Below are 18738 nucleotides of genomic sequence, written 5' to 3'. Positions count from 1 at the left end.
GGAGGGCCTCACAGGCTTTGCGCTGGCCCTGGTCGATACGCAGACCAGCGCCCAGGCCGCCATGGCGCACTGGCTGACCACGCAGGAAAGCCCGGCCGGCTTCTCGATTGACCGTGAATGCGAGCTCAAGGCCGCCGACGAATCCAAGGCCGTGGTGCGCTATGCGCGCCATCCGCTGGACATCGACGAGGTGCGCCAGCATATCGAGCACGGCAAGCTGCCCACGCGCCTGGCGCTGACCTGGGATGACCGCGTGAGTTTTGTGCTGACCGAGGGTCTGCAGATCCGCAAGATCGCGCTGCTCGATGCCGTGATGGAAGGCCAGTCGCAGGACGACGGCGGCTTCGATGCCGATGTGGCGATTGCCACGGGCGAGCTGTCCCGGCTCATCCCCGATCTGATCGAGGCACTGGGTGGGGAAGGGCGCACGGGCCTGGGCCAGGATCTGCCGGCATCGCTGCAGACACCCGCTGCCCAGACTCCTACAGCGACACAAGCGACACCAGCGGCACCGCGTGCAGCGGCATCGGGCCGTGGTGCGCTGACGGGCCCGGCCCTGGCGCCCGTGGATACGGCGCCTGAAGAAGCGCCTTTCTAGGCCGGCAGGCGGCTGCGGTGGCGATGTTTCATGTGAAACATCGCCACGCCCAGGCGGCGCTCAGACTCTCTCAAAGATGGCCGAGATCCCTTGGCCGCCACCAATGCACATGGTCACCAGCGCATAGCGGCCGCCCGTGCGCTGCAGCTCGGCGATGGCCTTGGTGGTGATGATGGCGCCCGTGGCACCCACAGGGTGGCCCAGCGAGATGCCCGAGCCGTTGGGGTTGACCTTGGCCGGGTCCATGCCCAGCTGCTGGATCACGGCGCAGGCCTGGGCCGCGAAGGCCTCGTTGGCCTCGATCACGTCCATGTCTGCAATCTTCAGGCCCGTGCGTTGCAGCACCTTCTGCGTGGCCGGCACGGGGCCTATGCCCATGTAGGCGGGGTCCACGCCGGCATGGGCGTAGCCCACTAGGCGCGCCAGCGGCTTCAGTCCCAGGGCCGCCACGCGATCGCCTGCGGCCAGGGCCACGGCGGCGGCGCCGTCGTTGATGCCCGAGGCATTGCCGGCCGTCACGCTGCCGCCTTCCTTGCGGAACGCGGGCTTCATGGTGGACAGCAATTCGATGGTGGTGCTGGCGCGCACATGCTCGTCGGTATCGAAGACCACGACGCCCTTGCGCGTGGCGATTTCCACGGGAACGATCTGCTCCTTGAAGTGGCCTGCCGCAATGGCAGCGGCCGCGCGCTGGTGGCTGGCTGCCGCCAGTTCGTCCTGCATTTCGCGGCTGATGTGATAGCGCTCGGCCACGTTTTCGGCCGTGATGCCCATGTGCATCTTCTGCCAGGGGTCGTGCAGGATGCCCAGCATGTAGTCGATGCTCTTGGCGTCGCCCATGCGCGCGCCCCAGCGGGCGGCCTGGTCGAAGTAGGGGCCGCGGCTCATGGACTCGCTGCCGCCGCCGATGGCCACGTCGCAGTCGCCCAGCGCAATGGCCTGGGCGGCAGAGACGATGGCCTGCAGGCCGGAGCCGCACAGCCGGTTGACGTTGAAGGCCGGCGTCTCGATGGGGCAGCCCGCATCGATGGCGGCCACGCGCGAGAGGTAGGCGTCCTTGGTATCGGTGGGGATCACATTGCCCATGACCACGTGGCCGACGGCGTCGGGCGCCAGGCCCGCGCGCTCGATGGCCGCCTTGACGGCCGTGGTGGCCAGCTGGGTGTTGGGTACGTCCTTGAGGCTGCCGCCGAAGGTGCCGATGGCGGTGCGCGCAGTGCCGACGACGAAGACGTCGCGTGGGGTCATGGTGAAGCTCCTCGAAGCGATGAACACGGGGGATGGAGTGCATTGTGCCGGGCAGGCGGCAGGCAGCGCAGCCGCCTCGGCGTCAGTTCCGGGCGCAGGTCAACGTCCCTCGAATTGCGGCGCCTGCTTGGCGTGGAACGCCGCAATGCCGCGCGGCAGGTCGGCCGTGCGCGCACAGGCATCGAAGGCGCAGGCCTCGGCGGCCAGCTGGTCGCGCAGGCTGCGGTCCAGGCCCGCGCGCATGAGGCGGCGCATATGGCCCAGCGCCACCGTGGGGCCGGCGGCCAGGCGCTGGGCCAGCTGCTGCACGGCGGCGTCGAGTTCGGCGGGCGGCAGGACGCGGTTGATCAGGCTCAGGCGCTGCGCTTGGGCGCAGTCCAGGGTCTCGCCCAGCATGGCGATCTCCAGCGCGTTGCGCAGGCCCACGATGCGCGGCAGCGCCCATGAGGCTCCCACGTCGCAGCTGGCGCCCAGGTTGATGTAGGCCAGGTTGAAGCGCGTGCCCTCGGCCGCGTAGACGAAGTCGGCCTGCAGCATCAGCGACAGGCCAGCGCCTGCCGCCGAGCCATGCACCTTGGCGATGACGGGCGCATCGAGCTGGCCCAGCAGCGCCACGGCCTCGTTGAGCGGCGCCAGCAGCTCGGCCGCGCCGCGCACGGGGTCGGCGGCCAGCGTGTCCAGGTCGCCGCCCGCCATGAAGGCGCGGCCCGCGCCGTTCAGCACCACGCAGCGCAGCGCGCGGTCCTGGGCCAGGGTGCGCACGGCGTCGCGCAGTGCCAGCGCCATGGGCACGTCGATGGCGTTGAGGGCGGCGGGGCGGTGGAAGGTCAGCGTGGTGATGGCGCCTTCGCGGTGCAGCAGCAGCGGGGTGTCTTGCGTGTCGGTCATGGGAGCGGATCAGTGGTACAGGGCGTCGATTTCGGCGGCGTAGGTCTTGTAGATGGACGAGCGGCGCACCTTCATCGTGGCCGTGACTTCGCCATCGTCGTGGTCCAGCTCCTTGGTCAGCAGATGGAAGCGCCGCACATGCGAGACCTGGGCCAGGCGCGCATTGCCCTGCGCGATCTCGGCATCGATCAGCGCGCGCACCTCGGCCATCTCGGCCAGGGAGCGGAAATGCGTGAAGGGGATGCGCCGCGCCTGGGCCCATTGGCCAACTGTCTCGTAGTCGATCTGCACCAGCGCGCCCACGAACTTGCGGCCCTCGGCCACGACGATGCACTCCTTGATGAAGGGGCTGGACTTCATGGTGTTCTCGATCTCCGAGGGCGTGAGGTTCTTGCCGCCGGCGGTGATCATGATGTCCTTGAGGCGGTCCACGATGCGCAGCTGGCCGACCTGCACGCGCACCACGTCGCCCGTGTGCAGCCAGCCGTCCTGCAGGCTTTGCGCCGTGGCCTCGGGGTTCTTGTAGTAGCCCGCGAAGACCATGTCGCCCTTGATCTGGAGTTCGCCGCTGACGTCGCCCTCATCGGGGCCGGCATGGGTGGCAATGCGCCATTGCACGCCTTCGGTGGCCACGCCCACGGTGCCCACGGCCACGTCGTCCAGGCGGTGGCCGGTAACCATTCCCGTGGATTCGGTCAGCCCGTAGACCTCGATCAGCGGCACGCCCAGCGTGCGGAAAAACCGCACCACGTCGGGCGGTATGGGCGCGGCGCCGGTGAGCGCCACGCGCGCCTCGCGCAGGCCGATGAAGTTCTGCAGCGCGCGCAGCACGCTCCAGTAGCTGGCGGCCCAGGCCAGGCGCTCGGTCAGGCTCCACTGCCTGCGGGGCTTTTCGGCCAGCGGCGCGCAGGCCGCCATGGCGCGCCGGTAGAGCGCGCGGCGCAGCGGCCCGGTCTCCTGCATCTTGATGCTGATGGCCGCGTGCAGCTTCTCCCAGATGCGCGGCACGCCCAGGAACATGTTGGGCGCGACTTCGCGCAGGTCTTCCTGCACCGTGCGGATGGACTCGCCGAAGTGCACCTGCGAGCCCAGGTAGACCGGCACGAAGCTGGTCAGCATCTGCTCGGCCACGTGGCACAGCGGCAGGTAGGACAGGTGGCGCGTGCCGCCGTCCAGCCCCAGCCGCTCGGCAATGCCGGGCACCACGCCGCGGATGTTGCGGTAGGTGATCATGGCGCCCTTGGGCTTGCCGGTGGAGCCCGAGGTGTAGATCATCAGCCCCACGTCATCCAGCGTTTGGCGTGCCAGCGCCTCTTCGATGGGGGCGCGGCTGGCGGCCTGGGCGCCCAGGCGCTCGACCTCGTCGAAGGTGGCGATCAGGGCACGGACCTCCGGCGCGAAGCTGCGCAGGCCCTTGGTCTCCATGACGATGATCTTCTTCAGGCGCGGCAGCTGGGGCAGGGCGGCCAGCAGCTTGTCGGTCTGCTCCTGGTCCTCGCAGACCATGATGTCCACATCGGCGTGGCCCGCCACATAGGCGACCTCGGGCGTGGGACTGGTGGGGTACACGCCCACGGTGATGGCGCCGATCAGGCCCGCGCCCATCTGGGCCAGCACCCACTCGATGCGGTTCTCGGAGATCACGCCCATGTGGCCGCCTGGCGGCAGGCCCAGCTGCGCCAGGCCCAGCCCGAAGTGGCTGGCACGCTCGTGGTAGCGCGCCCAGCTGGTGGGCTTCCAGATGCCGAAGTCCTTTTGCCGTATGGCCACGCGCTGGGCATCGCTGCGCGCGCGTTCGGCCAGCATCTGGGGCAGGGTGAGTTCGGGAAGGGCTTGCATGTGCGTTCCCAGGCTAGGACAACCAGCGCTTGCGGCGCTTGTAGTGCTTCAGGTCGCGAAAACTTTTTGCCTCGCCGCCACCACCCATGCCCAGGTAGAACTCGCGCACGTCGGCATCCTGGGCCAGGCGTTCGGCCGGGCCGTCGATGACGATCTTGCCGTTCTCCATGATGTAGCCGCTGTGCGCCACGGCCAGGGCCACGGTGGCGTTCTGCTCGACCAGCAGCATGGAGGTGCCGCGCTCGGCATTGATGCGCGCGATGATGGTGAAGATGTCCTCCACCAGCTTCGGCGCCAGGCCCAGCGAGGGCTCATCCAGCAGCATGAGCTGGGGCTCGGCGATCAGCGCGCGGCCAATGGCCAGCATCTGCTGCTCGCCGCCCGACAGGTAGCCGGCCAGGCCTTTGCGTCGCTCATGCAGGCGCGGGAAGTAGCTGTAGACCAGGTCGAAGTCGGGCTTGACTTGATTGCGGCCCGTGAGCGCGTAGGTGGCGGCCACGAGGTTTTCCTCCACCGTGAGGTCCTCGAACACGCGCCGGCCCTCCATCACATGCGACAGCCCCAGGCGCACCAGCTGCTGGGGCGCGTACTGCGCGGTGGACTGGCCGTTGTAGCGCACGCTGCCGCTGGCCAGCAGGCCGTCCTCCAGCGCCAGCAGCCCCGAGACGGCCTTGAGCGTGGTGCTCTTGCCCGCGCCGTTGCTGCCCAGCAGGGCCACGATCTGGCCGCGCGGCACGGCCAGCGACAGGCCCCGCAGGGCCTGCACGACCTTGTTGTAGATGACCTCGATGTTGTTGATTTCGAGGACGCTTGCAGTCTCTGCGTTGGTTGGGGTTGCCTTCAAAATTTCACTGCGCATGTGGAGCCCGCGACGTTGGTTATGGCGTGCATCAGGCGCGGGGCACCAAGCAAGGGCCGCCCCGCCGCGAGGGTGCCGTCCCCCTTCCCGCAACGCGAAGCGGTGCGAGAGAAGGGGGAAGCGGCGAAGCCGCTCAGGGGGATGCGTTTCGTCAAAGCGCTATCCAGTCAGAGGCAGGCAGCATCTTCTGCGCCTTCATGTCCGCCTTGTAGACGCGGCCCACGGGGATGGAATTGCCCTTGATGGTGATGGGCACGCCGATCAGTCCGCCCGTGTCGAAGTCCTTGATGGAATTGAGCGCGGCCTTGAGGTTGGGGCCGGTGAGGGGCTTGCCCGCGTCCAGGCAGCGCCTGGCCGATTCCACGAACAGCATGGCCGCCAGAAAGCCCTGGATATAGGCCGTGCTCTGGTACTCGGGGCGCAGCGCGCGGATCTTGTCCAGCATGGGCGCCTTGGCCGAGGTGTCGTAGTAGTAGCGGTAGGGCATGACGCCCATGAAGCCGTCGCCGGCCTCGCCCATCTTCATGACGGTGGAGCTGTCCATGGTCCAGAAGGTGCCCATCCATTGGCTGGTCATGCCCATCTGCTTGCCCTGCTGGATGAACTCGGGAATGGGCGCGAGGATGTAGCCGTGGAAGATGGTGTAGTCGGGCGCGGCGCGGCGCAGCTTGATGACTTCGGTGGACACGTCCACGCTGCCGGGCGGCGTCATCAGCTTGGCCACCACGTTCAGGCCCAGCTTCTTGGCGGCCGCCTCGCTGGCCTCGATGGGGTCGCGGCCGAATTCGGAGTCGGAGTAGACGAAGGCCACCTTGGCGCCCGGCTTTTCCTTGGCGATGTGCTTGAGCAGGATGCCGAACATCTCCGTGTAGTCGGGGCCCACGAGGAACTGGTTCGGGTACTTGGCCGGGTTGTTGAGCTCGGTGGCGAAGGAGGCGCCCGCCATGAGGATGGCGCCGTTGCGGTCCAGCTCCGGGTTGATGGTCTTGGAAAAGCCCGTGGAGTCGCCGTAGTAGAGGTTGACCTTGTTCTGGCTGGTGATCTTCTTGAACGCGGCCACCGAGACATCGACCTTGTAGCCCGTGTCCTCGGGCACGTAGCGGACCTTGCGGCCCTTGATGCCGCCTGCCTCGTTGACCATCTTCACGTAGTCGCCCATGCCGGCATTGATGCCCACGCCCGCGAAGGCGAACACGCCCGTCATGGGGATGGAGCCGCCGATCACGATGTCTTCGCCGCCAGCCTGGGCGCGGGCGGCCAGCGGTGCGGCCAGGCTGGCGCCGGCCGCCAGCAGCAGGCTGCGGCGGCGCGAGGAGGTCGGGTGTTGCTGCATTGCTTGTCTCCTTTTGCTTGTCGTGCGCGGCGCCGCCTCAATTGCGGAAGGGCCACAGGTGGAAGAAGCGGCGCAGGCGCCGCCACATTTCTGCGAGCCCCTGCGGCTCGAAGACCAGAAAGACGATGATCAGCAGCCCGAACACCATGGTGCGCACGGGCGACAGGAAGACGGCCAACTCGGAGCCGCCGGGCAGCAGGTCCACGATGAGCTTGAGCAGCTCCGGGACCATGGTCATGAAGACCGCGCCCAGGATGCCGCCCAGGATGGAGCCCATGCCGCCGACGATGATGGCCGCCAGAAAGAAGATGGACATCAAGAGGGGAAAGCTCTCGGGCGTGACCACGCGAAAGAAGTACGCCCACAGCCCGCCCGCCACGCCTGCGTAGAACGAGGACAGCCCGAACGACAGCAGCTTGTAGCGCAGCAGCGGTATGCCCAGCACCTCGGCCGAGATGTCGCGGTCGCGGATGGCGATGAAGGCGCGGCCGATGCGTGTGCGAAACAGGTTGGCCGCGCCCAGCAGCATCAGCAGCGTGACGGGCACGATCACCCAGTACAGCCGGAACGAGGTGTCCAGCGCCACGCCGAACACCGTGGCCGGCTGCAGCGTCAGGCCCGCCGTGCCGCCCGTGAGCCTGAGGTTGGCGAACAGGAAATGGGCGATGAACGAGGCCGCGATGGTGGCAATCGCCAGGTACAGGCCCTTGACGCGCAGCGAGGGCAGGCCCACCACGATGCCGCCCAGCATGGCAACGAAGCCGCCAGCCAGCAGGTTGAACAGCACGGGCGTGCCCCAGCGTGCCTGCACGATGGCCACCGTGTAGGCGCCCAGTCCCATGAAGGCGGCCTGGCCCAGGCTGACCAGGCCCGTGTAGCCGGTGAGGATGTTCAGCCCGGTGGCGCCGGCCACGTTGATGCTGACCAGGCAGGCCAGGTACAGCCAGTAGTCGCTGGCCATGAAGGGGAACAGCAGCAGCAGCGCGCCGGCCATGGCCAGCCAGATGCGTTGCGTGCGGGAGTCGAACAGCGCCGCATCGGCGATGTAGCTTTCCTTGAGGGTGCCTATGCGCATGCTGCCGTCTTTCTGAAGCTGTCTAGAGCCGCTCGATCTCGTGCGTTCCGAACAGGCCGTAGGGCCTGAGCATCAGCACCACGACCAGCACGATGAAGGTGGCCAGCAGCTTGTACTCGCCGCCCAGGTAGGCGCCGGCCAGCGCCTCCACCAGGCCGATGAACAGGCCGCCGACCAGGGCGCCCAGCACGCTGTCCAGCCCGCCCACGATGACGACCACCAGCACCGACAGGCCGAACACGCCCATGCTCGACGAGATGCCGCCGATGGAGCCGACGATGATTCCCGAGACCGCCGCGATCATGGCCGACACCACCCAGGCCAGCGAGAACACGCGCGGCACGTTGATGCCCACCGAATAGGCCGCTGCCTGGTCACTGGCCGTGGCGCGCAGGGCCACGCCGCCACGCCAGTAGCGGAACACCAGCAGCACGGCCGCGATGAAGACCACGGCCACGGCTGCGCCCCAGGCCACCTTGGGCGCGAGAAAGGCCTCGCCGATCATCACGGGCTGCGTGGGCATGAACTCGGGCAGGCGGCGCTGGTCGGCCGTCCAGATCAGCTCCACCAGGCCCACCAGCACCGAGGCCAGGCCCACGGTGACCATGAACACCGAGATCGGCGGCTCGCCCAGCAGCGGCCGGATCATCGTGCGCTCGATCAGCGCGCCCAGCAGCCCCGTGCCCAGCACGGCGGCGGGAATGGCCAGCCACAGCGGCAGCGCGAACATGGCCGCAAAGGTGAAGAACAGGTAGGCGCCCACCATCAGCAGCTCGCCGATGGCGATGTTGACCACGCGCGTGGCCTTGTAGACCACCACGAAGGCCAGCGCGGCCAGCGCATACAGGCCGCCGCCGGCCAGGCCCGTGAGGGCGATCTCGAACAGGTAGGCCCAGTCCATCATGCGGCCCTCTGTGCCAGGGCAGGCTGCGGCGTGGCGGGCTCTGGCCGGGCGGACGCGCCGCGCAGCCGGCGCCGCAGCTCGCCCACATCACCGGCGCCCAGGTAGGCCCGGTTCACCTCGGGATCGGCCTGCACCACGGCAGGCGTGCCCTGGGCGATGACCTGGCCGAAGTTGAGCACCACCACATGGTCGGACAGGTCCATGACCATGCCCATGTCGTGCTCCACCATGAGCACGGTCACGCCCCATTCGGCGCGCACGTCGAGGATGAAGCGCGCCATGTCCTCGGTCTCCTCGCGGTTCATGCCGGCCACGGGCTCGTCCAGCATCAGGATGCGCGGCTGCATGGCCAGGGCGCGCGCCATCTCCACGCGCTTTTGCAGCCCGTAGGACAGGGCGGCCACGGGCGCATGGCGGATGTGGTCTATCTCCAGGAAATCGATGATGCGCTCCTCGATGTCGCGGCGCAGCTCGGCCTCTTCGCGGCGCGCGCGGCCCAGGTAGAGGAGGGCGTCGAGCACGTTGGTGCGCAGGTGGGCGTGGCGGCCCAGCTTGATGTTGTCCAGCACCGTCATGCCCCGGAACAGCGCAATGTTCTGGAAGCTGCGCCCCAGGCCCAGCCGCGCGCGGCTGGGCCTGGGGCGCAGCTTCCAGAACATTGCGCTGTTCCGGGGCATGACGGTGCTGGACAACATCAAGCTGGGCCGCCACGCCCACCTGCGCACCAACGTGCTCGACGCCCTCCTCTACCTGGGCCGCGCGCGCCGCGAAGAGGCCGAGCTGCGCCGCGACATCGAGGAGCGCATCATCGATTTCCTGGAGATAGACCACATCCGCCATGCGCCCGTGGCCGCCCTGTCCTACGGGCTGCAAAAGCGCGTGGAGATGGCGCGCGCCCTGGCCATGCAGCCGCGCATCCTGATGCTGGACGAGCCCGTGGCCGGCATGAACCGCGAGGAGACCGAGGACATGGCGCGCTTCATCCTCGACGTGCGCGCCGAATGGGGCGTGACCGTGCTCATGGTGGAGCACGACATGGGCATGGTCATGGACCTGTCCGACCATGTGGTGGTGCTCAACTTCGGCCAGGTCATCGCCCAGGGCACGCCTGCCGTGGTGCAGGCCGATCCCGAGGTGAACCGGGCCTACCTGGGCGCCGGTGATGTGGGCGAGCTGCGGCGCCGGCTGCGCGGCGCGTCCGCCCGGCCAGAGCCCGCCACGCCGCAGCCTGCCCTGGCACAGAGGGCCGCATGATGGACTGGGCCTACCTGTTCGAGATCGCCCTCACGGGCCTGGCCGGCGGCGGCCTGTATGCGCTGGCCGCGCTGGCCTTCGTGGTGGTCTACAAGGCCACGCGCGTGGTCAACATCGCCATCGGCGAGCTGCTGATGGTGGGCGCCTACCTGTTCTTCACCTTTGCGGCCATGTTCGCGCTGCCGCTGTGGCTGGCCATTCCCGCCGCCGTGCTGGGCACGGGGCTGCTGGGCGCGCTGATCGAGCGCACGATGATCCGGCCGCTGCTGGGCGAGCCGCCGATCTCGGTGTTCATGGTCACCGTGGGCCTGGCCTCGGTGCTGGTGGGCCTGGTGGAGCTGATCTGGACGGCCGACCAGCGCCGCCTGCCCGAGTTCATGCCCACGCAGCCCGTGATGATCGGCGAGGCCTTTCTCGCGCCCAAGGTGGCCTGGGGCGCAGCCGTGGCCGTGGTCTTCATCGCGGCCGTGCTGCTGGTGTTCCGCTACTGGCGTGGCGGCGTGGCCCTGCGCGCCACGGCCAGTGACCAGGCAGCGGCCTATTCGGTGGGCATCAACGTGCCGCGCGTGTTCTCGCTGGCCTGGGTGGTGTCGGCCATGATCGCGGCGGTCTCGGGAATCATCGTCGGCTCCATCGGCGGCATCTCGTCGAGCATGGGCGTGTTCGGCCTGTCGGTGCTGGTGGTCGTCATCGTGGGCGGGCTGGACAGCGTGCTGGGCGCCCTGGTCGGCGGCCTGTTCATCGGCCTGGTGGAGGCGCTGGCCGGCGCCTACCTGGGCGGCGAGTACAAGCTGCTGGCCACCTTCATCGTGCTGGTCGTGGTGCTGATGCTCAGGCCCTACGGCCTGTTCGGAACGCACGAGATCGAGCGGCTCTAGACAGCTTCAGAAAGACGGCAGCATGCGCATAGGCACCCTCAAGGAAAGCTACATCGCCGATGCGGCGCTGTTCGACTCCCGCACGCAACGCATCTGGCTGGCCATGGCCGGCGCGCTGCTGCTGCTGTTCCCCTTCATGGCCAGCGACTACTGGCTGTACCTGGCCTGCCTGGTCAGCATCAACGTGGCCGGCGCCACCGGGCTGAACATCCTCACCGGCTACACGGGCCTGGTCAGCCTGGGCCAGGCCGCCTTCATGGGACTGGGCGCCTACACGGTGGCCATCGTGCAGGCACGCTGGGGCACGCCCGTGCTGTTCAACCTGCTGGCTGGCGGCTTCGTTGCCATGCTGGGCGGCATCGTGGTGGGCCTGCCCTCGCTGCGCGTCAAGGGCCTGTACCTGGCGATTGCCACCATCGCGGCCTCGTTCATCGCCCATTTCCTGTTCGCCAACCTCAGGCTCACGGGCGGCACGGCGGGCCTGACGCTGCAGCCGGCCACGGTGTTCGGCGTGGCGCTGGACACCTCGTTCCGGCTGTACTGGGTGATCGTGCCCGTCACGCTGCTGATGCTGCTGGGCGCGGCCAACCTGTTTCGCACACGCATCGGCCGCGCCTTCATCGCCATCCGCGACCGCGACATCTCGGCCGAGGTGCTGGGCATACCGCTGCTGCGCTACAAGCTGCTGTCGTTCGGGCTGTCCTCGTTCTACGCAGGCGTGGCGGGCGGGCTGTGGGCGTACTTCTTTCGCGTGGTCACGCCCGAGAGCTTTCCCCTCTTGATGTCCATCTTCTTTCTGGCGGCCATCATCGTCGGCGGCATGGGCTCCATCCTGGGCGGCATCCTGGGCGCGGTCTTCATGACCATGGTCCCGGAGCTGCTCAAGCTCATCGTGGACCTGCTGCCCGGCGGCTCCGAGTTGGCCGTCTTCCTGTCGCCCGTGCGCACCATGGTGTTCGGGCTGCTGATCATCGTCTTTCTGGTCTTCGAGCCGCAGGGGCTCGCAGAAATGTGGCGGCGCCTGCGCCGCTTCTTCCACCTGTGGCCCTTCCGCAATTGAGGCGGCGCCGCGCACGACAAGCAAAAGGAGACAAGCAATGCAGCAACACCCGACCTCCTCGCGCCGCCGCAGCCTGCTGCTGGCGGCCGGCGCCAGCCTGGCCGCACCGCTGGCCGCCCGCGCCCAGGCTGGCGGCGAAGACATCGTGATCGGCGGCTCCATCCCCATGACGGGCGTGTTCGCCTTCGCGGGCGTGGGCATCAATGCCGGCATGGGCGACTACGTGAAGATGGTCAACGAGGCAGGCGGCATCAAGGGCCGCAAGGTCCGCTACGTGCCCGAGGACACGGGCTACAAGGTCGATGTCTCGGTGGCCGCGTTCAAGAAGATCACCAGCCAGAACAAGGTCAACCTCTACTACGGCGACTCCACGGGCTTTTCCAAGACCATCAACCCGGAGCTGGACCGCAACGGCGCCATCCTCATGGCGGGCGCCTCCTTCGCCACCGAGCTCAACAACCCCGCCAAGTACCCGAACCAGTTCCTCGTGGGCCCCGACTACACGGAGATGTTCGGCATCCTGCTCAAGCACATCGCCAAGGAAAAGCCGGGCGCCAAGGTGGCCTTCGTCTACTCCGACTCCGAATTCGGCCGCGACCCCATCGAGGCCAGCGAGGCGGCCGCCAAGAAGCTGGGCCTGAACGTGGTGGCCAAGCTGATGACGCCGCCCGGCAGCGTGGACGTGTCCACCGAAGTCATCAAGCTGCGCCGCGCCGCGCCCGACTACACCATCTTCCACGGCTACATCCTCGCGCCCATTCCCGAGTTCATCCAGCAGGGCAAGCAGATGGGCATGACCAGCCAATGGATGGGCACCTTCTGGACCATGGACAGCTCCACCGTCATGAAGATGGGCGAGGCCGGCGACGGCTTCATGGGCGTCATGCCCTACCGCTACTACTACGACACCTCGGCCAAGGCGCCCATGCTGGACAAGATCCGCGCGCTGCGCCCCGAGTACCAGAGCACGGCCTATATCCAGGGCTTTCTGGCGGCCATGCTGTTCGTGGAATCGGCCAGGCGCTGCCTGGACGCGGGCAAGCCCCTCACCGGCCCCAACCTCAAGGCCGCGCTCAATTCCATCAAGGACTTCGACACGGGCGGACTGATCGGCGTGCCCATCACCATCAAGGGCAATTCCATCCCCGTGGGCCGCGTCTACAAGGCGGACATGAAGGCGCAGAAGATGCTGCCTGCCTCTGACTGGATAGCGCTTTGACGAAACGCATCCCCCTGAGCGGCTTCGCCGCTTCCCCCTTCTCTCGCACCGCTTCGCGTTGCGGGAAGGGGGACGGCACCCTCGCGGCGGGGCGGCCCTTGCTTGGTGCCCCGCGCCTGATGCACGCCATAACCAACGTCGCGGGCTCCACATGCGCAGTGAAATTTTGAAGGCAACCCCAACCAACGCAGAGACTGCAAGCGTCCTCGAAATCAACAACATCGAGGTCATCTACAACAAGGTCGTGCAGGCCCTGCGGGGCCTGTCGCTGGCCGTGCCGCGCGGCCAGATCGTGGCCCTGCTGGGCAGCAACGGCGCGGGCAAGAGCACCACGCTCAAGGCCGTCTCGGGGCTGCTGGCGCTGGAGGACGGCCTGCTGGCCAGCGGCAGCGTGCGCTACAACGGCCAGTCCACCGCGCAGTACGCGCCCCAGCAGCTGGTGCGCCTGGGGCTGTCGCATGTGATGGAGGGCCGGCGCGTGTTCGAGGACCTCACGGTGGAGGAAAACCTCGTGGCCGCCACCTACGCGCTCACGGGCCGCAATCAAGTCAAGCCCGACTTCGACCTGGTCTACAGCTACTTCCCGCGCCTGCATGAGCGACGCAAAGGCCTGGCCGGCTACCTGTCGGGCGGCGAGCAGCAGATGCTGGCCATTGGCCGCGCGCTGATCGCCGAGCCCCAGCTCATGCTGCTGGATGAGCCCTCGCTGGGCCTGGCGCCGAAGCTGGTGGAGGACATCTTCACCATCATCGCGCGCATCAATGCCGAGCGCGGCACCTCCATGCTGCTGGTCGAGCAGAACGCCACCGTGGCCCTGGCCGTGGCGCACAGCGGCTACATCATGGAGAACGGCAAGATCGTCATCGACGGCCCGGCCGAACGCCTGGCCCAGGATGCCGACGTGCGCGAGTTCTACCTGGGCATGGGTGGTGGCGGCGAGGCAAAAAGTTTTCGCGACCTGAAGCACTACAAGCGCCGCAAGCGCTGGTTGTCCTAGCCTGGGAACGCACATGCAAGCCCTTCCCGAACTCACCCTGCCCCAGATGCTGGCCGAACGCGCGCGCAGCGATGCCCAGCGCGTGGCCATACGGCAAAAGGACTTCGGCATCTGGAAGCCCACCAGCTGGGCGCGCTACCACGAGCGTGCCAGCCACTTCGGGCTGGGCCTGGCGCAGCTGGGCCTGCCGCCAGGCGGCCACATGGGCGTGATCTCCGAGAACCGCATCGAGTGGGTGCTGGCCCAGATGGGCGCGGGCCTGATCGGCGCCATCACCGTGGGCGTGTACCCCACCAGTCCCACGCCCGAGGTCGCCTATGTGGCGGGCCACGCCGATGTGGACATCATGGTCTGCGAGGACCAGGAGCAGACCGACAAGCTGCTGGCCGCCCTGCCCCAGCTGCCGCGCCTGAAGAAGATCATCGTCATGGAGACCAAGGGCCTGCGCAGCTTCGCGCCGGAGGTCCGTGCCCTGATCGCCACCTTCGACGAGGTCGAGCGCCTGGGCGCCCAGGCCGCCAGCCGCGCCCCCATCGAAGAGGCGCTGGCACGCCAAACGCTGGATGACGTGGGGCTGATGATCTACACCTCGGGCTCCACCGGCAAGCCCAAGGGCGCCATGATCACCTACCGCAACATCCGCGGCGTGGTGCCCGGCATTGCCGAGCGGCTGGGGCTGGACGGCGGCACGCGCCACCTGTCCTACCTGCCGCTGTGCCACGTGGCCGAGCAGATGCTGACCAGCTTCGTGCCGGTCTACCTGGGCTCGCAGGTGCACTTCGGCGAGTCCATCCGCACGGTGCAGGAAGACCTGCGCGAAGTCGCGCCCAACATGTTCCTGGGCGTGCCGCGCATCTGGGAGAAGCTGCACGCGGCCATCAGCATCAAGATGCAGGAGACCGGGCCGCTGCGCCGCGCGCTCTACCGGCGCGCCATGGCGGCCTGCGCGCCGCTGGCCGAAAAGCCCCGCAGGCAGTGGAGCCTGACCGAGCGCCTGGCCTGGGCCGCCAGCTACTGGAGCGTGCTGCGCGCGCTGCAGAACTTCATCGGCCTGCGCGAGGCGCGCGTGGCGCTCACCGGCGCCGCGCCCATACCGCCCGACGTGGTGCGGTTTTTCCGCACGCTGGGCGTGCCGCTGATCGAGGTCTACGGGCTGACCGAATCCACGGGAATGGTTACCGGCCACCGCCTGGACGACGTGGCCGTGGGCACCGTGGGCGTGGCCACCGAAGGCGTGCAATGGCGCATTGCCACCCATGCCGGCCCCGATGAGGGCGACGTCAGCGGCGAACTCCAGATCAAGGGCGACATGGTCTTCGCGGGCTACTACAAGAACCCCGAGGCCACGGCGCAAAGCCTGCAGGACGGCTGGCTGCACACGGGCGACGTGGTGCGCGTGCAGGTCGGCCAGCTGCGCATCGTGGACCGCCTCAAGGACATCATGATCACCGCCGGCGGCAAGAACCTCACGCCCTCGGAGATCGAGAACACCATGAAGTCCAGCCCCTTCATCAAGGAGTGCATCGTCGTGGCCGAGGGCCGCAAGTTCGTGGGCGCGCTGGTGCAGATCGACTACGAGACAGTTGGCCAATGGGCCCAGGCGCGGCGCATCCCCTTCACGCATTTCCGCTCCCTGGCCGAGATGGCCGAGGTGCGCGCGCTGATCGATGCCGAGATCGCGCAGGGCAATGCGCGCCTGGCCCAGGTCTCGCATGTGCGGCGCTTCCATCTGCTGACCAAGGAGCTGGACCACGACGATGGCGAAGTCACGGCCACGATGAAGGTGCGCCGCTCGTCCATCTACAAGACCTACGCCGCCGAAATCGACGCCCTGTACCACTGATCCGCTCCCATGACCGACACGCAAGACACCCCGCTGCTGCTGCACCGCGAAGGCGCCATCACCACGCTGACCTTCCACCGCCCCGCCGCCCTCAACGCCATCGACGTGCCCATGGCGCTGGCACTGCGCGACGCCGTGCGCACCCTGGCCCAGGACCGCGCGCTGCGCTGCGTGGTGCTGAACGGCGCGGGCCGCGCCTTCATGGCGGGCGGCGACCTGGACACGCTGGCCGCCGACCCCGTGCGCGGCGCGGCCGAGCTGCTGGCGCCGCTCAACGAGGCCGTGGCGCTGCTGGGCCAGCTCGATGCGCCCGTCATCGCCAAGGTGCATGGCTCGGCGGCAGGCGCTGGCCTGTCGCTGATGCTGCAGGCCGACTTCGTCTACGCGGCCGAGGGCACGCGCTTCAACCTGGCCTACATCAACCTGGGCGCCAGCTGCGACGTGGGAGCCTCATGGGCGCTGCCGCGCATCGTGGGCCTGCGCAACGCGCTGGAGATCGCCATGCTGGGCGAGACCCTGGACTGCGCCCAAGCGCAGCGCCTGAGCCTGATCAACCGCGTCCTGCCGCCCGCCGAACTCGACGCCGCCGTGCAGCAGCTGGCCCAGCGCCTGGCCGCCGGCCCCACGGTGGCGCTGGGCCATATGCGCCGCCTCATGCGCGCGGGCCTGGACCGCAGCCTGCGCGACCAGCTGGCCGCCGAGGCCTGCGCCTTCGATGCCTGTGCGCGCACGGCCGACCTGCCGCGCGGCATTGCGGCGTTCCACGCCAAGCAGGCGCCGCAATTCGAGGGACGTTGACCTGCGCCCGGAACTGACGCCGAGGCGGCTGCGCTGCCTGCCGCCTGCCCGGCACAATGCACTCCATCCCCCGTGTTCATCGCTTCGAGGAGCTTCACCATGACCCCACGCGACGTCTTCGTCGTCGGCACTGCGCGCACCGCCATCGGCACCTTCGGCGGCAGCCTCAAGGACGTACCCAACACCCAGCTGGCCACCACGGCCGTCAAGGCGGCCATCGAGCGCGCGGGCCTGGCGCCCGACGCCGTCGGCCACGTGGTCATGGGCAATGTGATCCCCACCGATACCAAGGACGCCTACCTCTCGCGCGTGGCCGCCATCGATGCGGGCTGCCCCATCGAGACGCCGGCCTTCAACGTCAACCGGCTGTGCGGCTCCGGCCTGCAGGCCATCGTCTCTGCCGCCCAGGCCATTGCGCTGGGCGACTGCGACGTGGCCATCGGCGGCGGCAGCGAGTCCATGAGCCGCGGCCCCTACTTCGACCAGGCCGCCCGCTGGGGCGCGCGCATGGGCGACGCCAAGAGCATCGACTACATGCTGGGCATCCTGCACGACCCCTGGCAGAAGATGCACATGGGCATCACGGCCGAAAACGTGGCCGAGCGCTATCACATCAGCCGCGAAATGCAGGACGAACTGGCGGCAGCCAGCCACCAGCGCGCGGCCGCTGCCATTGCGGCAGGCCACTTCAAGGAGCAGATCGTTCCCGTGGAAATCGCCACGCGCAAGGGCGTCGTGGTCTTCGATACCGACGAGCATGTGCGCGCCAGCACCACCATCGAATTGCTGTCCACCATGAAGCCCGCGTTCCGCAAGGAAGGCGGCAGCGTGACGGCCGGCAATGCCTCGGGCATCAACGACGGCGCCGCCGCCGTGGCCCTGGCCGCAGGCGATCGCGTGGCGGCCCTGGGACTGAAGCCGCTGGCGCGCCTAGTGGGCTACGCCCATGCCGGCGTGGACCCCGCCTACATGGGCATAGGCCCCGTGCCGGCCACGCAGAAGGTGCTGCAACGCACGGGCCTGAAGATTGCAGACATGGACGTGATCGAGGCCAACGAGGCCTTCGCGGCCCAGGCCTGCGCCGTGATCCAGCAGCTGGGCATGGACCCGGCCAAGGTCAACCCCAACGGCTCGGGCATCTCGCTGGGCCACCCTGTGGGTGCCACGGGCGCCATCATCACCACCAAGGCCATCGCCGAGCTGCAGCGCACGGGCGGCCGCTATGCGCTGGTGACCATGTGCATTGGTGGCGGCCAAGGGATCTCGGCCATCTTTGAGAGAGTCTGAGCGCCGCCTGGGCGTGGCGATGTTTCACATGAAACATCGCCACCGCAGCCGCCTGCCGGCCTAGAAAGGCGCTTCTTCAGGCGCCGTATCCACGGGCGCCAGGGCCGGGCCCGTCAGCGCACCACGGCCCGATGCCGCTGCACGCGGTGCCGCTGGTGTCGCTTGTGTCGCTGTAGGAGTCTGGGCAGCGGGTGTCTGCAGCGATGCCGGCAGATCCTGGCCCAGGCCCGTGCGCCCTTCCCCACCCAGTGCCTCGATCAGATCGGGGATGAGCCGGGACAGCTCGCCCGTGGCAATCGCCACATCGGCATCGAAGCCGCCGTCGTCCTGCGACTGGCCTTCCATCACGGCATCGAGCAGCGCGATCTTGCGGATCTGCAGACCCTCGGTCAGCACAAAACTCACGCGGTCATCCCAGGTCAGCGCCAGGCGCGTGGGCAGCTTGCCGTGCTCGATATGCTGGCGCACCTCGTCGATGTCCAGCGGATGGCGCGCATAGCGCACCACGGCCTTGGATTCGTCGGCGGCCTTGAGCTCGCATTCACGGTCAATCGAGAAGCCGGCCGGGCTTTCCTGCGTGGTCAGCCAGTGCGCCATGGCGGCCTGGGCGCTGGTCTGCGTATCGACCAGGGCCAGCGCAAAGCCTGTGAGGCCCTCC

Annotated in this window: 17 protein-coding genes and 1 pseudogene; 9 read left to right on the top strand and 9 right to left on the bottom strand. The window is 68.4% G+C overall.

Going from position 1 to position 18738, the window contains the following annotated elements; genetic code table 11:
* Nucleotides 1–598, top strand: a 598-nt coding sequence (gene rdgC / locus BW39_RS26745) for a recombination-associated protein RdgC (RefSeq protein WP_043825203.1), incomplete at its 5' end; no start/stop codon positions are given.
* 60 nt (nucleotides 599–658) lie between these two features.
* Here the strand turns inward: rdgC (BW39_RS26745) and BW39_RS26750 are convergent.
* The 8 genes and pseudogenes from BW39_RS26750 to BW39_RS26785 all read right to left on the bottom strand — a co-directional run.
* Entirely contained in the window at nucleotides 659–1846 is a 1188-nt protein-coding gene (locus BW39_RS26750) for an acetyl-CoA C-acyltransferase family protein (protein WP_013799943.1), read from the bottom strand.
* Between the two features lie 99 nt (nucleotides 1847–1945).
* Nucleotides 1946–2734 carry an enoyl-CoA hydratase/isomerase family protein gene (locus BW39_RS26755; RefSeq protein ID WP_043825205.1) on the bottom strand — a complete coding sequence of 263 codons (789 nt, stop codon included), beginning with the start codon at nucleotides 2732–2734 and terminating at the stop codon, nucleotides 1946–1948.
* Nucleotides 2735–2743: 9 nt separating this feature from the next.
* Nucleotides 2744–4573 (bottom strand): AMP-dependent synthetase/ligase, encoded by a 1830-nt coding sequence (locus tag BW39_RS26760; protein WP_043825207.1) that lies wholly within the window; start codon nucleotides 4571–4573, stop codon nucleotides 2744–2746.
* A gap of 13 nt (nucleotides 4574–4586) precedes the next feature.
* Nucleotides 4587–5417, bottom strand: a complete 831-nt coding sequence (locus BW39_RS26765; protein WP_232245680.1) for an ABC transporter ATP-binding protein — start codon at nucleotides 5415–5417, stop codon at nucleotides 4587–4589.
* A gap of 166 nt (nucleotides 5418–5583) precedes the next feature.
* Complete coding sequence (locus BW39_RS26770; RefSeq protein ID WP_043825208.1) at nucleotides 5584–6765, bottom strand: ABC transporter substrate-binding protein; 1182 nt, start codon at nucleotides 6763–6765, stop codon at nucleotides 5584–5586.
* A gap of 37 nt (nucleotides 6766–6802) precedes the next feature.
* Nucleotides 6803–7840, bottom strand: a complete 1038-nt coding sequence (locus BW39_RS26775) for a branched-chain amino acid ABC transporter permease (RefSeq protein ID WP_043825211.1) — start codon at nucleotides 7838–7840, stop codon at nucleotides 6803–6805.
* 22 nt (nucleotides 7841–7862) lie between these two features.
* Nucleotides 7863–8744 (bottom strand): branched-chain amino acid ABC transporter permease, encoded by an 882-nt coding sequence (locus BW39_RS26780; protein WP_016447280.1) that lies wholly within the window; start codon nucleotides 8742–8744, stop codon nucleotides 7863–7865.
* Nucleotides 8741–9385: pseudogene (locus BW39_RS26785) on the bottom strand (ABC transporter ATP-binding protein); the annotation flags it as partial. The pseudogene BW39_RS26785 and the gene BW39_RS26780, both read right to left, overlap by 4 nt.
* Between BW39_RS26785 and BW39_RS26790 the strand changes: the two are divergent.
* From BW39_RS26790 to BW39_RS26825, 8 genes are all read left to right on the top strand, one after another.
* The gene (locus BW39_RS26790) at nucleotides 9300–9998 is read left to right on the top strand and encodes an ABC transporter ATP-binding protein (RefSeq protein WP_442854811.1); all 699 of its coding nucleotides are present in this window, start codon (nucleotides 9300–9302) and stop codon (nucleotides 9996–9998) included. The pseudogene BW39_RS26785 and the gene BW39_RS26790 overlap by 86 nt on opposite strands.
* Nucleotides 9995–10876: a branched-chain amino acid ABC transporter permease gene (locus tag BW39_RS26795; RefSeq protein WP_016447280.1), complete on the top strand. Its 882-nt coding sequence runs from the start codon at nucleotides 9995–9997 to the stop codon at nucleotides 10874–10876. Before BW39_RS26790 ends, BW39_RS26795 begins: the two co-directional genes overlap by 4 nt.
* 22 nt (nucleotides 10877–10898) lie before the next feature.
* Nucleotides 10899–11936 (top strand): branched-chain amino acid ABC transporter permease, encoded by a 1038-nt coding sequence (locus BW39_RS26800; RefSeq protein WP_043825211.1) that lies wholly within the window; start codon nucleotides 10899–10901, stop codon nucleotides 11934–11936.
* Between the two features lie 37 nt (nucleotides 11937–11973).
* Nucleotides 11974–13155: an ABC transporter substrate-binding protein gene (locus BW39_RS26805; RefSeq protein ID WP_043825208.1), complete on the top strand. Its 1182-nt coding sequence runs from the start codon at nucleotides 11974–11976 to the stop codon at nucleotides 13153–13155.
* Between the two features lie 166 nt (nucleotides 13156–13321).
* A complete protein-coding gene (locus BW39_RS26810) occupies nucleotides 13322–14152 on the top strand; it encodes an ABC transporter ATP-binding protein (protein WP_232245680.1) in 831 nt (276 codons plus the stop codon).
* Nucleotides 14153–14165: 13 nt separating this feature from the next.
* Nucleotides 14166–15995 (top strand): AMP-dependent synthetase/ligase, encoded by a 1830-nt coding sequence (locus BW39_RS26815; RefSeq protein WP_043825207.1) that lies wholly within the window; start codon nucleotides 14166–14168, stop codon nucleotides 15993–15995.
* A gap of 9 nt (nucleotides 15996–16004) precedes the next feature.
* Nucleotides 16005–16793 carry an enoyl-CoA hydratase/isomerase family protein gene (locus tag BW39_RS26820; RefSeq protein WP_043825205.1) on the top strand — a complete coding sequence of 263 codons (789 nt, stop codon included), beginning with the start codon at nucleotides 16005–16007 and terminating at the stop codon, nucleotides 16791–16793.
* Between the two features lie 99 nt (nucleotides 16794–16892).
* On the top strand, nucleotides 16893–18080 hold the full coding sequence (locus BW39_RS26825) for an acetyl-CoA C-acyltransferase family protein (RefSeq protein WP_013799943.1): 1188 nt from the start codon (nucleotides 16893–16895) through the stop codon (nucleotides 18078–18080).
* Nucleotides 18081–18140: 60 nt separating this feature from the next.
* Here BW39_RS26825 and rdgC (BW39_RS26830) read toward each other — a convergent pair.
* Nucleotides 18141–18738, bottom strand: a 598-nt coding sequence (rdgC, locus tag BW39_RS26830) for a recombination-associated protein RdgC (protein WP_043825203.1), incomplete at its 5' end; no start/stop codon positions are given.

It is taken from the genome of Delftia sp. RIT313 (assembly GCF_000632165.1).
Lineage (GTDB): Bacteria > Pseudomonadota > Gammaproteobacteria > Burkholderiales > Burkholderiaceae_C > Comamonas > Comamonas acidovorans.
Note: the sequence above shows the minus strand (reverse complement) of the source record. Positions and strands in the feature narration are given on the sequence as shown.